13 protein-coding genes are annotated in these 14935 nt (G+C 43.2%); all 13 read left to right on the forward strand.

Annotated elements, in window-relative coordinates:
• Window positions 1-40 precede the first annotated feature (40 nt).
• The 13 genes from ACI3K6_RS02495 (at window position 41) to ACI3K6_RS02555 (ending at window position 14928) form a co-directional block, all read left to right on the forward strand.
• On the forward strand, window positions 41-1189 hold the full coding sequence (locus ACI3K6_RS02495) for an acyl-CoA dehydrogenase family protein (RefSeq protein ID WP_435553561.1): 1149 nt from the start codon (window positions 41-43) through the stop codon (window positions 1187-1189).
• A 14-nt stretch (window positions 1190-1203) separates the two neighbouring features.
• The gene (locus tag ACI3K6_RS02500; RefSeq protein WP_435553562.1) at window positions 1204-2388 is read left to right on the forward strand and encodes a thiolase family protein; all 1185 of its coding nucleotides are present in this window, start codon (window positions 1204-1206) and stop codon (window positions 2386-2388) included.
• 117 nt (window positions 2389-2505) lie between these two features.
• Window positions 2506-3711, forward strand: coding sequence for an acyl-CoA dehydrogenase (locus ACI3K6_RS02505; protein WP_435553563.1), 1206 nt, complete (start codon window positions 2506-2508; stop codon window positions 3709-3711).
• A 23-nt stretch (window positions 3712-3734) separates the two neighbouring features.
• Entirely contained in the window at window positions 3735-4508 is a 774-nt protein-coding gene (locus ACI3K6_RS02510; protein ID WP_435553564.1) for an SDR family oxidoreductase, read from the forward strand.
• Between the two features lie 31 nt (window positions 4509-4539).
• Window positions 4540-5709, forward strand: a complete 1170-nt coding sequence (locus tag ACI3K6_RS02515) for a thiolase family protein (protein ID WP_435553565.1) — start codon at window positions 4540-4542, stop codon at window positions 5707-5709.
• A gap of 147 nt (window positions 5710-5856) precedes the next feature.
• Window positions 5857-7527 carry a long-chain fatty acid--CoA ligase gene (locus ACI3K6_RS02520; protein ID WP_435553566.1) on the forward strand — a complete coding sequence of 557 codons (1671 nt, stop codon included), beginning with the start codon at window positions 5857-5859 and terminating at the stop codon, window positions 7525-7527.
• 62 nt (window positions 7528-7589) lie between these two features.
• Window positions 7590-8453: a branched-chain amino acid ABC transporter permease gene (locus ACI3K6_RS02525; RefSeq protein WP_435553567.1), complete on the forward strand. Its 864-nt coding sequence runs from the start codon at window positions 7590-7592 to the stop codon at window positions 8451-8453.
• Window positions 8453-9466 (forward strand): branched-chain amino acid ABC transporter permease, encoded by a 1014-nt coding sequence (locus tag ACI3K6_RS02530; protein WP_435553568.1) that lies wholly within the window; start codon window positions 8453-8455, stop codon window positions 9464-9466. The genes ACI3K6_RS02525 and ACI3K6_RS02530 overlap by 1 nt, the downstream gene beginning before the upstream one ends.
• A gap of 1 nt (window position 9467) precedes the next feature.
• A complete protein-coding gene (locus ACI3K6_RS02535) occupies window positions 9468-10235 on the forward strand; it encodes an ABC transporter ATP-binding protein (RefSeq protein ID WP_435553569.1) in 768 nt (255 codons plus the stop codon).
• On the forward strand, window positions 10228-10935 hold the full coding sequence (locus ACI3K6_RS02540) for an ABC transporter ATP-binding protein (protein WP_335481215.1): 708 nt from the start codon (window positions 10228-10230) through the stop codon (window positions 10933-10935). The genes ACI3K6_RS02535 and ACI3K6_RS02540 overlap by 8 nt, the downstream gene beginning before the upstream one ends.
• Window positions 10936-11019: 84 nt before the next feature.
• A complete protein-coding gene (locus tag ACI3K6_RS02545; RefSeq protein ID WP_435553570.1) occupies window positions 11020-12234 on the forward strand; it encodes an ABC transporter substrate-binding protein in 1215 nt (404 codons plus the stop codon).
• Between the two features lie 197 nt (window positions 12235-12431).
• Window positions 12432-13262: an MBL fold metallo-hydrolase gene (locus tag ACI3K6_RS02550; protein ID WP_435553571.1), complete on the forward strand. Its 831-nt coding sequence runs from the start codon at window positions 12432-12434 to the stop codon at window positions 13260-13262.
• Window positions 13263-13404: 142 nt separating this feature from the next.
• On the forward strand, window positions 13405-14928 hold the full coding sequence (locus ACI3K6_RS02555) for a long-chain-fatty-acid--CoA ligase (protein ID WP_435553572.1): 1524 nt from the start codon (window positions 13405-13407) through the stop codon (window positions 14926-14928).
• Window positions 14929-14935: the final 7 nt, after the last annotated feature.

Below are 14935 nucleotides of genomic sequence, written 5' to 3' on the forward strand. Positions count from 1 at the left end.
TATTTGCTGGGTTTATTTTCTATAAGTTAGAGGTGGAGCAATGAATTTTGCTTTAGATGATGAAATTCTGGTTATGAAAAAAAATATTCGGGAATTTATTCAACATGAAGTGGAAGCTGCTGCCATGAGAATTGAAGAGGAGAATCAAATCCCCGATTATATTATCAAGCTGTCCAAAGAGTTGGGGTTGTTTGGATTAAGCATTCCGGAAGAGTATGGTGGTTTAGGAATCGGAATGGTTGGCAAGTGTGCATTATACGAGGAGATTGGCCAGACGCATAATGGGTATACCACCTTAATTGGGGCCCATACTGGAATTGGGACTGTTGGAATTGTGGAAATGGGGAATGAACTGCAAAAGAGAAAGTATCTGCCTGAGATGGCCAGTGGTGAACGAATTGGCGCCTTTGCCTTAACGGAACCAGAAGCAGGATCAAATGCTGCGAACCTAAAGACTACAGCAGTGCGTAAGGGAGATCGGTACCTTTTAAATGGAATCAAGCATTACATTACCAATGCTACTGAGGCAAGTGTCTTTACGGTTATGGCCGTTACCGAACCTGACAAAGGAGCCAAAGGGATTACGTCCTTTATCGTGGAAAAAGATTTCCCTGGATTCAAAGTCGGTGCGGTGGAGAAAAAGATGGGATTAAGAGGCTCTCATTCTGCGGAATTAATTTTTGAAGATTGCGAGGTTCCGGTAGAAAATGTGCTTGGGGAAGAAGGCCAAGGTTATGTAAATGCGTTGAAGATTTTGGCCAACGGACGAGCAGGATTGGCATCCAGGAATTTAGGTTCCTGTCAAAAGCTACTCGATATGTCCACAAAATACGCACTTGAACGGGTTCAGTTTGGCAAACCAATCATTAAAAATCAAGCAGTCAGTCATATGCTCGCTGAAATGGCCGTGGAAATCGAAACGCTTCGTTCCTTTACTTATCGTGTTGCCTGGATGGTTGACCAAGGGATGAAAGTAATTAAGGAAGCAGCCATGCTAAAGCTTTATGGATCAGAGGTTTATAATCGGGTCGCTGACAAAGCTGTTCAGATTCATGGTGGATTAGGCTATATCGCTGATTATCCGGTTGAAAGGTTTTACCGGGATGCTAGGATTACCAGAATCTATGAGGGAACATCAGAAATTCAGAAAAATATTATAGCTGCGCAACTGGAAATAGAATACAGCTAGCTGGGGGGATTGCAATGGAAAACGAAATAGTCATTGTAAGCGCAGTTAGAACAGCGGTAGGTAGATATGGCGGTGCATTAAAAAGTCTGAACTCCGGTCAGCTTGCTGCAATTGTGATCAAAGAGGCGATGAAGCGGGCAGGCATTTCCCCTGAACAGGTGGATGAGGTCATTTTTGGAGAAGTGAGGCAAACAACACAGTCATCAAATGTGGCCAGAGTAGCTGCCTTAAGGGCGGGGCTTCCAGAGACAGTATCAGCTTTTACAATTAATCGTTTATGTGCTTCTGGGTTGCAGGCGATCGCATGCGCGGCACAGCAAATTGCAACAGGCCATGGGGATTTCATCGTGGATGGTGGAACGGAAAGTATGAGCCATGCACCAATTTATCTGCGAAACTCCCGCTTTGGGGGGGACAATGCCAAGTTGGTTGATTCAAACACCGAAGCAGGTCAGCAGCCACAGGAAATATACGGAAGTCAGCTTGGGATGGGGATCACCGCTGAAAATGTAGCGAAAAGGTATTCCATTTCACGTGAGGATCAGGATGCTTTTGCTTTTAAAAGCCAAAGAAAAGCGGCAGATGCCATCGCTAATAATCGTTTTGTAGAAGAAATTGTACCTGTAGAAATCAAAAATAAAAAAAGCTCATTTATCTTTGATAGAGATGAACATCCGCGTCCGGAAACCACCATCGACTCTTTAGCCATGCTCAGACCGGTTTTTAAAGACAACGGTACGGTAACAGCCGGAAACTCTTGTGGGAGAAATGATGGTGCTGCTGCGATGGTTATAATGTCTGCAGTACACGCGGAAAAACTAGGGTTACAGCCGTTAGCTAGAATCGTGGATTGGGCAGCAGTCGGTGTTGAACCGGGAGTTATGGGGATTGGTCCGGTTCCGGCAGTGCAGAAATTGTTAAATCGTACGAACATAACGCTTGAAGAGATTGATTTGATAGAATTAAATGAGGCGTTTGCTTCACAGTCCTTGGCGGTCATACAGGAATTAAAAGTGGATCCCGAAAAAGTGAATGTAAATGGAGGTGCGATTGCCCTAGGACATCCGCTCGGTGCAACCGGTGCCAAAATTCTTACCACTTTATTGTATGAACTACAACGCAGAAATCAAAAAAGGGGTATTGCAACCCTTTGTGTAGGGGGAGGCCAAGGAATGGCCATCATGGTGGAGCGACTATAACCACGGAAAAATACCAAGAAAATTGACGAATACTAGCTGTTGAATATTCTAAAAATTTTGATATTATTATAAATATTAACATACTAACTAGTTGGTATGTAAAGGGAGTGGACTGAAATGAATTTTAGTTATTCCGAAAAAGTAAAGGACCTTCAGAAAAAACTCATAGATTTCATGGATGAGTATATTTACTCGAATGAAAAACTTTATTATGAACAGCTGGATGCAAAAGATCCGTTCTCAAAGATCCCGTCCATCATGGAAGAATTAAAAGAAAAAGCAAAACAGCACGGATTATGGAATTTATTTTTACCGGAAAGTGAATATGGCGCAGGGCTCACAAATCTGGAATATGCCCCGTTATGTGAAATCATGGGCCGTTCCAGCATTGCCCCGGAAGTATTTAACTGTGCTGCTCCCGATACAGGAAATATGGAAGTATTAGTTCGATACGGCACAAAAGAACAAAAGGAAAAGTGGCTTCAGCCATTGTTGGATGGGGAAATTCGGTCTTGTTTTTCAATGACTGAGCCTGATGTAGCTTCCTCAGATGCAACCAATATTCAGGCCAGTATTATTCGTGATGGAGACGAATATGTCATCAATGGAACGAAATGGTGGTCCTCCGGTGCAGGTGATCCCCGATGTAAAATTGCCATTGTGATGGGTAAAAATGATCCGGATGCTCCTACATATGAGCAGCAATCTATGATTCTTGTGCCACTCGATACTCCTGGGGTAACCATTAAAAGAATGCTCCCTGTTTTTGGATATGATCATGCTCCGCACGGACATGCAGAGATAGAGTATAAAAATGTTAGAGTACCAGCTTCTCATATGCTTTGGGGGGAGGGAAAAGGATTTGCCATAGCCCAGGGGCGCCTAGGACCAGGGAGAATTCACCACTGTATGAGATCAATCGGTGCAGCGGAACGGGCATTGGAAGAGTTGTGTAAGCGCGTTCAAGAGCGTACGGCTTTTGGAAAAAAACTCTCCCAACAAGGCGTTATTCAAGAATGGATTGCTGATTCGAGAATTGAAATTGAACAGGCAAGATTGCTTACATTAAAGGCTGCCTATATGATGGATACTGCTGGTAATAAGGAAGCAAAAGGCGAAATCGCCATGATTAAAGTGGTTGCCCCTAATATGGCCTTAAAGGTAATCGACCGTGCGATTCAGGCGTTTGGTGCTGCCGGCGTCAGCGATGATGTTCCTCTCGCAGCTAGTTGGGCAAACATCCGGACCTTAAGACTTGCTGATGGTCCTGATGAAGTACACCGCCGCGCCATCGCCAGATATGAATTGAAAAAGTACCTATAAGATTGACTAGGGGGATATGACGGATGCATGTAAAAGAATTGTTTGATTTAACGGGAAAAACAGCATTAGTAACTGGCGGTGGCAGGGGACTAGGCCAACAAATTGCGGAGGGCTTAGCCGAGGCGGGCGCAAATATAGTGGTCTGTTCGAGAAAACTGGAAGCTTGTCAGGAAGTTAGCGAAGAGCTTAAAAGTCTTGGGGTTGAAAGCTTGGCATTTAAATGCGATGTCAGCAATCCGGAAGATGTAAATCATGTCGTCGAGCAAACGATGGAGAAATTTGGTCGAATCGATATTTTAGTCAATAATAGCGGGGCATCCTGGGGAGCATCTGTTGAAGAGATGCCGTTAGAGGCATGGCAAAAGGTCATGAATGTTAATGCAACAGGAACATTCTTAATGTCACAGGCAGTTGGAAAAGTCATGATTGAGCAAAAATCAGGCAAAATCATCAATATTGCCTCTGTAGCTGGGATAAAGGGGTCTAATCCAAAAGTGATGAATGCAATCGGCTATAATGCCAGCAAAGGTGCTGTCATCACATTTACCAAGGATTTAGCTGTTAAATGGGGCGAGCATGGCATCTATGTAAATGCCATCGCACCGGGCTTTTTCCCGACTAAAATGTCTAAAGGGCTACTGGAGAAAGGTGGAAATGCCATCCTTGAAGGAACGCCGCTGCGAAAATTTGGTTCAGATACCGATATTAAAGGAGTCGCTCTATTTTTAGCATCGAAGGCTTCGGATTTCGTTACCGGCGATGTGATTGTTGTTGATGGCGGAGCGCATGTGATGTAGGTTTAATAGAATTCAAGGGAGGTTCAAAAATTTGAAAAGAGATGCTGTGATTGTTTCAGCGGTAAGAACTGCAATTGGCCGACAAGGTGGAGCACTTGCGACAGTTCCGGCGCATATACTTGGTGCCGAAGTGATAAAAGAAGCTGTAAAAAGAGCAAATATTGCACCTGAATGGATCGAGGACGTTATTTTTGGAAATGTGTTATCAGGTGGAGGAAACATCGCTAGATTAACAGCTTTGCAGACCGGGCTTTCGATTGAAATCCCTGGAATTACGGTTGATCGTCAATGCGGTTCCGGTATTAACGCAATCAATCTGGCTGCACAGGCAATCCGGGCAGGAGATGGCGACATCTTTATAGCAGGGGGGACTGAGAGTATGAGCCGTGCACCCTATTTAATGGATCGTCCGGATAAGCCATACAGTTCCGCACCACCAAGCTTTAAAAAATCTCAGTTGTCCCCAGCCGAAATCGGTGACCCGCCAATGGGAATCACCGCAGAAAATTTAGTGAAAAAATACGATATTTCAAGGGAGGAACAGGATGAATTCTCCCTAAGAAGTCAGCAGCGGATGGCAGTAGCCATGGCAGAGGGGCGCTTCGATGAACAAATTGTGCCAATCACCATTCCAGTTCGAAAGGGCGAACCAGTTGTCGTTAAAACGGATGAGCATCCAAGACCGCAAACGACTTTCGAAGGATTATCCAAGCTTCAGCCAGCCTTCTTAAAAGGTGGAACGGTTACAGCGGGCAATAGTTCAGGTTTGAATGATGCAGCCTCTGCACTTGTCATTATGTCTTGGGAAAAAGCGGAAGAGTTAGGTTTGCAACCATTAGCTGTAATCAGACAATATGCTGTCGCCGGGGTAGACCCAAATATCATGGGCATCGGGCCTGTTCCAGCAGTTCAAAAAGTCATGGAGAAATCTGGTCTGACATTGGATCAAATGGATGTTATTGAAATTAACGAAGCATTTGCGGCACAGGTGCTGGCCTGTAACCGTGAATTAGAAATGAACTTGGAAAAAGTCAATGTAAACGGGGGAGCCATTGCCCACGGCCACCCGCTTGGTGCTACAGGCGCCATTCTCACAACCAAAGCTTGTTATGAACTAAAACGAACCGGTGGCAGATATGCCCTTATCACTGCCTGTATTGGCGGCGGTCAAGGTATTGCAACCATTTTAGAACGCGAATAATCAGCCGGTGACTGTCACCAATACCTACTTTCAAACCATTTAAAGGGGTATGAGAGTTTATTGGTGACTGTCACCATAACCATTTTGGAAACGCTATCATTCTAAAGATGACTAGCACTAAAAAATCATTAAAGGAGAGATGTGTTTGTGGTAAGTCTTCATTTTGCACATTGGCCGAAGATTTCGAAGTCCTTACGGGTGCCGGAAACTTCGCTTTATGATAATTTGCGGGTAAGCGCTGAGAGATATCCTGATCAGACTGCAATCTTTTATTACGGTGGTAAAATCTCGTACCAGGAACTGGACGAACAGGTAACAGCAATGGCAGGTTATTTGCAGCAGAAGCTTGGGGTAGAATCAGGTGAAAATGTCTTGCTGTTTATGCAAAATTCCCCGCAATTTGTGATCGGATTTTATGCGATTTTGCGGGCTAATGCCGTTGTGGTTCCGATTAATCCTATGCTAGTAGCGGATGAACTAGAGTTTTATGTTCGAGATTGCGAGATTAAGGCAGCAATTGTGGGACAAGAATTATATGACCGTGTAAGCCCGCTTCTTAAAAGAACATCTCTAAGCAATCTATTGATTGCAGCCTATTCGGATTATATTGATGAGGGTTTTGAGGGGATGCTTCCAAAAGAGGTAGAGGCACAGCGAGCGGTCTTTTCATATCCAGGACACTTTCTTTGGAAGGATGCACTTGAAGCGAACTTGTCTCCATCTGAGCATACAGCAAAAGCTGACAATTTGGCAGTGTTACCCTATACATCAGGGACAACCGGACTCCCGAAAGGTTGTATGCATACCAATCGGACAGTAAACGCAAACACGGTTGGAGCCTACCACTGGTCGTCTTCAACTACGAATGCCATCCACTTGATGAGTTTGCCGCTTTTTCATGTAACGGGGATGGTCCACAGTATGCATATGCCTATTTTCAGCGGAAGTACGATGGTCATTTTAACAAGATGGAATCGAGATGCTGCTGTTGAGCTTATTAAAAATTTAGGCTGCACGCACTGGGTGACAATTGCCACGATGATCGTGGATTTCTTGACAAATCCTAATCTCCATGCTGAAGATATTGCCTCGTTAACCTCTATTTCCGGTGGTGGAGCGGCACTTCCTGAAGCAGTTGGTGAAAAATTATATAACTTAACCGGGCTGAGATTCGTAGAGGGTTATGGCCTTTCTGAAACGATTGCCCAAACGCACTTTAATCCTCCTGAACGGCCTAAAATGCAGTGTCTCGGTATACCATCCTTTGATGTAGATTCCAGAATTATTGATCCTGCATCAGGAAAGGTATTAGGAGTGAATCAGGTTGGAGAGATTATCGTAAATGGACCGCAAGTGATGATCGGTTACTATAATCGCGATGATGAAAATCGCAGCTCCTTTATCGAAATCGAAGGGAAAAAGTTTTTCAGAACAGGTGATATTGGCCGCTATGATGATGAGGGTTATTACTTCATTGTCGATCGAGTAAAGCGGATGATCAATGCCTCTGGTTTTAAGGTGTGGCCAACGGAGGTTGAGTCGTATCTTTACAAACATCCAGCCATTCAGCAGGCTTGTGTAGTGGGTGTACCCGATCCAAGAAGAGGTGAAACCGTTAAAGCATTCGTCATTTTAAATGAGGGGTATGAGGGATCAATCACAGCCGAGGAAATTATCGAGTGGTCGAAAGAACATATGGCTGCTTATAAATATCCAAGAATAATCGAGTTTAGAAAACAATTCCCAATGACTTCCAGTGGCAAAATATTATGGCGTACCCTGCAAGACGAGGAAAAGAAAAAGGCAGAAGTGAAATGATTCAAACCTATGGGGGCAGACCACAAAGGAGGCCCCCTTACATACAAAAAAGGGGGAGAGCTATGGAGATTCTGATTCAGCAGCTGTTCAACGGTTTAACCATCGGTAGTGTTTACGCTTTAGTTGCCTTGGGATTGACGCTCGTATATGGTATATTGCACATTCCCAATTTTGCGCATGGTGCATTATATATGATGGGCGGATACATAACGCTAACAATGATGACCAAATACGGTCTCCATTATTGGTTGGCGATTTTTGTCTCCATTATCGCAGTCGGACTCATCGGAGTATTAATGGAACGTTTCGTTTTTCATCCGTTAAGAGAAGCACCGCCGATCCATGATAAAATTGCCGCAATTGGCATTCTCTTATTTCTCGAAGCCTTTGCTCAATATTTTTGGGGAGCGGAATACCAAAGTATGCCAACTCCTTATGAGAGAGTGGTTCAAATTTTCGGTCTCACTTTTACCATGCAACGGATTTTGATTGTCGTAGCCGCTATTGTGGTGATGATTCTGCTATATCTGTTCCTGAAAAAAACCTTTACCGGTTCTACTATTATTGCCATGTCCCAAAATCGTGAGGGTGCTAATTTAGTAGGGATCAATACAAATAAGGTTGCAATGCTCACCTTTATGATCTCAGGCGGACTGGCAGCGATTGCTTCGTCTTTATCAGCACCCATCAATCTTGTTTTTCCCGGGATGGGAAGTCTTGTTATTTTAAAAGCATTTGTCATTATTATTCTGGGCGGAATGGGCAGTATACCTGGAGCTATTGTGGGCGGCTATATTTTAGGCTTTAGTGAAAGTCTTGGCGCTACGTATATCTCCAATGATTATAAGGACATCACCGCGTTTGTTCTCCTTGTCATTATTCTGACCGTGAAACCAACAGGATTATTTTCTAAGGGGGGACATTAATGGCAAAATGGCTTAACAAACGAACCATCATTCTTATTCTAGTGTTATTCAGCATCAGTTTTCCTCTTGTTGTCCCTAACAGCTATTTTATTCACGTGATGACACTGGCGTTCATTTGGATGATCGGAGTCTACGGTTTAAATTTACTGGCAGGCTATACGGGATACCTGTCACTAGCACATGCCGGATTCTTTGCCATTGGTGCCTATTCGTTAGGGATCCTCACGGTTAAACAACAAATGAACTTTTGGCTGGCTTTCATCCTGTCTTTGCTTATTACGTGCGCTATTGGATTCATAGTAGGGCTGATTGCCTTACGTACAAAAGAGCATTTTTTCGCGATCTATACACTGTGTTTAGGTTATATTCTCTATCTCGTTATCGATAAATGGGAAACATTAACCGAAGGTGTGCGCGGATTAATTGGCATTCCTGCACCTGCAGCTATTGGCCCCATTACATTTGAAACAGAGATTTCCCACTACTATCTAGTCTTATTTTTCCTCCTGCTAGTTGTATTCATCATGTACCGAATCATCCATTCTTTGTCAGGCAGAACCTACATTGCGATCCGGAACAGTGAAGATTTAGCCCAGACCATCGGCATTTCCACAATGAAAAATAAATTAACTGTCTTTGTTTTATCCACCTTTTTTGCCGGTTTATCAGGAGCATTATACGCTTCTTTTGTGAGATTTATTGGCCCGGACATTGGCTCCATTTCTATTACGTTTGATCTATTAACCTATTTATTGATCGGTGGAATTGGAACATTGAGCGGCCCGCTTGTCGGAACCTTATTAATCGTTTGGCTTTCACAGTTTTTACAAGATTTCCAGCAATATCGCATGTTAATCTTTGGCCCTGTCCTCACCTTGCTGGTCATTTTTTATCCTCGTGGGATCGTGGGGGCGGTTTCAAGTTTATTTTTGAAAAATAAACAACTTCACCGTACGACTAAAACGTCTGTGTTGAGCAAACAAACTCAAGAATTACAGTCCGAGGAGGTTTAGCATGAGCTTTCTAGAGACGAAGAAACTTACAAAAAAATTTGGGGGATTAACCGCAGTCAATCAGGTTGATTTTACGATTGAAAAAGGAAAAATCAATGCGATTATCGGGCCAAATGGGGCTGGAAAATCCACCTTTTTCAATTTAATCAGCGGGTTTCACCGTCCGAGTTCAGGAACTGTTGTGTTCAAAGGACAGGATATTTCCAAGCTTCCTTCCAATAAAATTGCCGAGCTAGGTGTGGCACGCACTTTTCAAACGACAAATCTATTTGAGCAATCGACCGTGTTGGACAATGTCATTGTTGGGCATCGATTAAGGACAAAATCCACTTTAGTCGATGCGATTTTAAGAACTCCTCGGTTAAAACGGGAGGAAGCACAGTGTCGTGAAAAAGCAATGGAAGTGCTGGAATTTGTGGAGTTGCAGCATGTTGCCGAAAAACTGGTGGGCGGGCTGACTCAGGAGGAGAAAAAGCGGACGGCTTTTGCTCTTGCCCTTGCTACTGACCCGGAAATTGTCTTTCTCGATGAGCCTGCAGCAGGGGTCAACCCAGATGAAACCGAAGGCCTTGCCCATTTAATGAGAAAAATGGTGAGTAGGGGAATTACCGTCTGTCTGATTGAACATAAAATGCAAATGATTATGAAAATCGCTGATAAAATCATGGTGCTTAATTACGGGGAAAAAATTGCCGAAGGAACTCCCGAGGAAATTCGTAACAATGAAACCGTCATTAAAGCGTATTTGGGAGGGAGTTCCAGTGCTTAAGCTTACTAATGTCTCAGTCAAATATGGCAGCTATACGGCTGTCCATGACATTAATATTGAAGTGACTACAGGGGAAATAGTTGTCTTGTTAGGCTCTAATGGTGCAGGTAAAAGCACGACCTTCCGCGCCATCAGCGGATTAAACAGGGCCTCACAAGGAGAAATCATCTTTGATGGCAAAACAATCAATAAACGATCAGCCGACCAAATTGTCCAATTGGGAATTGGCCAGTGCCCAGAAGGTAGAAAGTTGTTTCCAGCCATGTCCGTCCAAGAAAATCTAAGAATGGGCGCATTCATCCATCGCCGCAAAAAAGAGGAAATCAAACGGTCATTAGATCACGTTTACGAATTATTTCCCATCTTAAAGGAAAAAAGGAATGACGCCGCTGGCTCTCTCAGTGGAGGGCAACAGCAAATGCTAGCAATTGGCAGAACATTAATGGCCAAACCGAAGTTGATGCTGCTTGATGAACCTTCTGTTGGACTCGCCCCCTTAATTGTTGAACAAATGTTTGAGGTTATCCAACAAATTAATCGGGAAGGTACAACCATCCTATTGGCGGAACAAAACGCCAATGCCGCTTTAAAAATTGCCGATAAAGGCTATGTTTTTGAAAATGGAACCATCGTCCTGAAAGGGTCCTCAGAGGAGCTTTTTGCCAATGATGACGTAAGAAAGGCGTACATTGGCGCATAAACCTTTGCTATTTTAAGGGGGTGGTATTTCAGTCAGAACATTAGGGATTGTCTGCAATGGAAAAAAATATAAGGGGGAAAGCCGATGAAACGAATGAAGTCGATTTTCATGTTAGCGTTTATTTTTATCATGATTTTCAGCCTTGCTGCTTGTAACAGTACGAAAGAGGAGAAGGCAAGCACAAAGCCAGCTTCCGAAGGTGGAGGAAAGACAGAAGATGCTGCTGGTACGGTGAATATAGGGTATACCGGACCGTTAAGTGGACCGGCTGCCTTTTATGGCGAGCGTACGTTAAATGGGATTAAAATGGCTGCCGAAGAAATTAATGGAGGCGGCGGAATCGATGTTGCAGGTAAAAAATATAAGTTGAACATAGTCTCCTTGGATGACAAATACTTACCGAATGAAGCCGGGGCCAATGCCAAGAGATTGGTTCAGGAAAACAAAACCCCTATTATTTTCACTCCACACAGCGGCGGTGTTTTTGCCCTTCAAGTGTTTAATCAACAAGATAAATTCATTATCGGTGCTTACACTAGCGAACCTAAGGTTTCTGAAGTCGGCAACAAGTTGACTGTAAGGATCCCTCCGCGTTATGACGGATACCTGAAACCATTCACAGATTATGAAATGAAAAATTACGGCAAAAAGATTGCCTTTCTTCCTACAGCCTCCCAATATGGCAAGGACTGGTCCGAGAAGTTAAAAGCGTATTGGGAAAAACAGGGCGGTAAGGTTGTCTACAATTCAGCCATTGACTTTACAAAAGAAACAGATTTCTTCACTGTTGTGACAAATGCGTTAAAGCAAAAGCCAGATGTTCTGTTCATTGGCGGTGCCTCTGAACCGACTGCCAAAGTGGCGAAGCAGGCCAGAGAGCTTGGATTCAAAGGCGGCTTCATCGTGATGGATCAGGCGAAATTTGATGAAATGAAGAAGGTAACGGGATCTTATGATCTATTAAACGGTTCGATTGGTGTTATGCCGCTGGTAGAGTCTAAGAACAGTCCGGCTATTCCAGATTTTGCGAAAAAATATAAAGAGAAGTATGGTGAAGATCCCGGCTCAGAAGCAGGTCTGAACTATATTGCCACCTATATTTTTGCAGAAGCCATGAAAGCGGCGGGTTCTGTGGATGATGCCGAGAAGATTCAGGCTGAGATGCAGAAGGGTGTCGAAAATATCCCTGAAAATGTGAGAATTTATCAGTTTAACAAATTCATTGATGGCGGCTTTGACGGTGAACTGGAAGTAGCTGCTGTTAAAGATGGGAAAATCGTACCAATCAAATTGAAATAGCGTATTATGTCCTCCTTGCAGATTAGACAGAAACTTTTGGAACTAGCAAGGGGGATTGTTTTTTGAAAAAAATAATTCCACATTTAGGAGATCATGATCATAATTCTGGGTTACTAGAAATATAGTTTTTAAGTAGATTCGTCCAACCTCCTAATGTACGTGGTAATCATAACATACTTGGATAGGAGGAGACTGCTATGGCAAAAATTATTCCATTGGAATTGGATACTCATTTTGTTGAGGGAAAGGTAAATGCTTTTTTGGTAAAAGGTGAGACGGTGACGTTGGTGGATACGGGGAATCCAGGTAAAAAAGCCTATGATCAGCTTAGAGAAAAAATGCTCGAACATGGTGTTTCCTTGAGGGATCTCGATTCAATTGTTTTGACCCATATCCATGACGATCATGCCGGAGCGATTTCATTTATTCAGGAAGAGGCAGAACTACCCGTTTTTGTCCATGAGCAAGCACGTGGATGGATTAACACTTGGATGGATGTATTTGAAAGAACGCAACTATTTTTTCACCAATTTTTATCGAGCTGTGGTGCGGATCCAGAGAAACATATCGTAAAGCGGCGATTTCGCGAGGAAAAATGGGAAAAGGTTTCGTTTCTTAAAGATGGTGCTGTGATTCCGTTAGGTGGAGTGGACTTTGAAGTGGTATATGTCCCTGGCCATAGTCAGTCGGATATTTTGTTATGGAATCGGGAAACAGGGGAGGCCATTGCTGGCGACCATTTATTAAAGTCATTTTCAGTGAATGCCTTTATTGAACCGCCCAATCCAGGCGAAGCAGAGCGGCAAAAACCGTTATTGCAATATAGAAATTCTTTGGAAAGAGTAAAAAAACTGCCGTTAGCAACTATTTTCCCCGGACACGGTGAATCATTTACAGGGCATGATCTCTTGATTGAAAAAAGATTTCAAGAACAGGAAAAGCGCTGCAATCAGATCTTACATATATTATCCGACGGTCCAAAGAGTATATTTGCGATCTGTCAGGTCATGTACCCGCGATTACAATGAAGTACGATTTATTTAGGGTTATCGCAAATCCAAGGTCATCTTGATTTATTGGAAGATCGGAATCAAGTTTTTCATAAACACCAAACCGAAACTCTTATCACTTACCAACTCACATAAACCATTTTTAAAGGGAGAGGATTGTGTGAAGCTAAAAGACTTACTGGAATTAAATATCACTGAATTTGGTGAGTATCCTTTTTTATTTTTCAAAAATAAGACGTTTACCAATATTCAAATCAAGGATTTTGCCGATCGGTTTTCCCACGGACTGCTAAACTTGGGGATTAAAAAAGGTGATCGGGTGATGGTTTGTCTGCCCAATTGTCCTGAAGTCATCATGGCATATCAGGGAATCACTAGGGCTGGGGCGATTATTGTTCCAGTTATGTACATGCTTCATCCAAAAGAACTGCATTATATTGCCCGTAATTCGGGGGCAAAGGCAGTCATAACTTCTTCTTTTGTACTGGAAAATGTTGAAAAGGCCCTTGAAGAAATACCTTCAGAACCGCAAGTAATCGTTGTAGATGTTCCCTCAAATGGAACACTCAAAAACTTTTATGATGTGATGGTCGAGGGGAACAGCACACTACTGGACCAGGTGATGTCTGATGATACTGCAGTCATTTTATACACCTCTGGAACCACTGGGAACCCAAAAGGGGTGCTATTGACTCATAAAAATTTGTATTCCAATGCAGAGAATTCAGCTAAACACAATGAGACAGAACGGGGAACTACATTAGGGGTTCTTCCGCTTGCTCATGTATATGGATTGACCGTTTCTAATATTTCGTTTTTGACGGGTGGATCTATTGCGGTTTTCTCCCATTTTGATGTAAAAGAAGTGTTCAAAGCGATTGAAACGCATAAGGTTAAGTCCTTTTCGGCTGTACCGGCGATGATTTATGCAATGGTGACCTATCCACAGGCCGACCAATTCGATACTTCTTCATTGGAATCGATCGGTTCGGGTTCCTCGCCATTGCCAGTTGCTCTGCTTTATGCTTTTGAGAAAAAGTTTGGTGCCAAGGTATATGAAGGCTATGGGTTATCGGAAGCAGCACCAGTGGTTTCGGCCCATCGAAAAGGGTTCGATATTAAACCGGGATCAGTCGGCATTCCGATTCCTGGGGTCGAAGTGAAAATTGTTAATGATGCAGGAGTTGAGGTACCACTTGGAGAGGTGGGAGAATTAATTGTCTGTGGTGACAATGTTACTCCTGGATATTTTCAAAATCTCGAAGAAACTGAACGCGTCCTAAAGGATGGTTGGTTATATACCGGCGATATGGCCCGGATGGACGATGATGGCTACCTCTATATTGTGGACCGGAAAAGAGACTTGATCATTAGGGGAGGCTTCAATCTTTATCCACGTGATATCGAGGAAATTTTGAGTGGGCATGAACAAGTGGCAGAGGCCGCAGTTGTCGGGATCCCAGATGAACGGATGGGCGAAGAAATGGTCGCTTGTGTCGTGAAAAAGCCTGGGGCTGACTTAACAGAAGAAGAATTACTCCGCTATTGTCAAGACCATTTAGCGAAAAGCAAAACACCCAGAAGAATTGTATTTCTAGATACCTTACCGAGAAACGGTGTTGGCAAAATTTTAAAAACCCATCTTCGTAAAACAGCTGCAGACATCGTCACTCAATCATTTTAATAAAAGA

This window comes from Neobacillus solisequens, from assembly GCF_051233465.1.
Classification (GTDB): Bacteria; Bacillota; Bacilli; order Bacillales; family Cytobacillaceae; genus Neobacillus.

Bases quoted from the DNA above. Each gene is read 5' to 3' on its own strand.
- ACI3K6_RS02495 (WP_435553561.1), top strand. From the start codon at position 41: ATGAATTTTGCTTTAGATGATGAAATTCTGGTTATGAAAAAAAATATT.
- ACI3K6_RS02500 (WP_435553562.1), top strand. From the start codon at position 1,204: ATGGAAAACGAAATAGTCATTGTAAGCGCAGTTAGAACAGCGGTAGGT.
- ACI3K6_RS02505 (WP_435553563.1), top strand. From the start codon at position 2,506: ATGAATTTTAGTTATTCCGAAAAAGTAAAGGACCTTCAGAAAAAACTC.
- ACI3K6_RS02510 (WP_435553564.1), top strand. From the start codon at position 3,735: ATGCATGTAAAAGAATTGTTTGATTTAACGGGAAAAACAGCATTAGTA.
- ACI3K6_RS02525 (WP_435553567.1), top strand. From the start codon at position 7,590: ATGGAGATTCTGATTCAGCAGCTGTTCAACGGTTTAACCATCGGTAGT.
- ACI3K6_RS02530 (WP_435553568.1), top strand. From the start codon at position 8,453: ATGGCAAAATGGCTTAACAAACGAACCATCATTCTTATTCTAGTGTTA.
- ACI3K6_RS02535 (WP_435553569.1), top strand. From the start codon at position 9,468: ATGAGCTTTCTAGAGACGAAGAAACTTACAAAAAAATTTGGGGGATTA.
- ACI3K6_RS02545 (WP_435553570.1), top strand. From the start codon at position 11,020: ATGAAACGAATGAAGTCGATTTTCATGTTAGCGTTTATTTTTATCATG.
- ACI3K6_RS02550 (WP_435553571.1), top strand. From the start codon at position 12,432: ATGGCAAAAATTATTCCATTGGAATTGGATACTCATTTTGTTGAGGGA.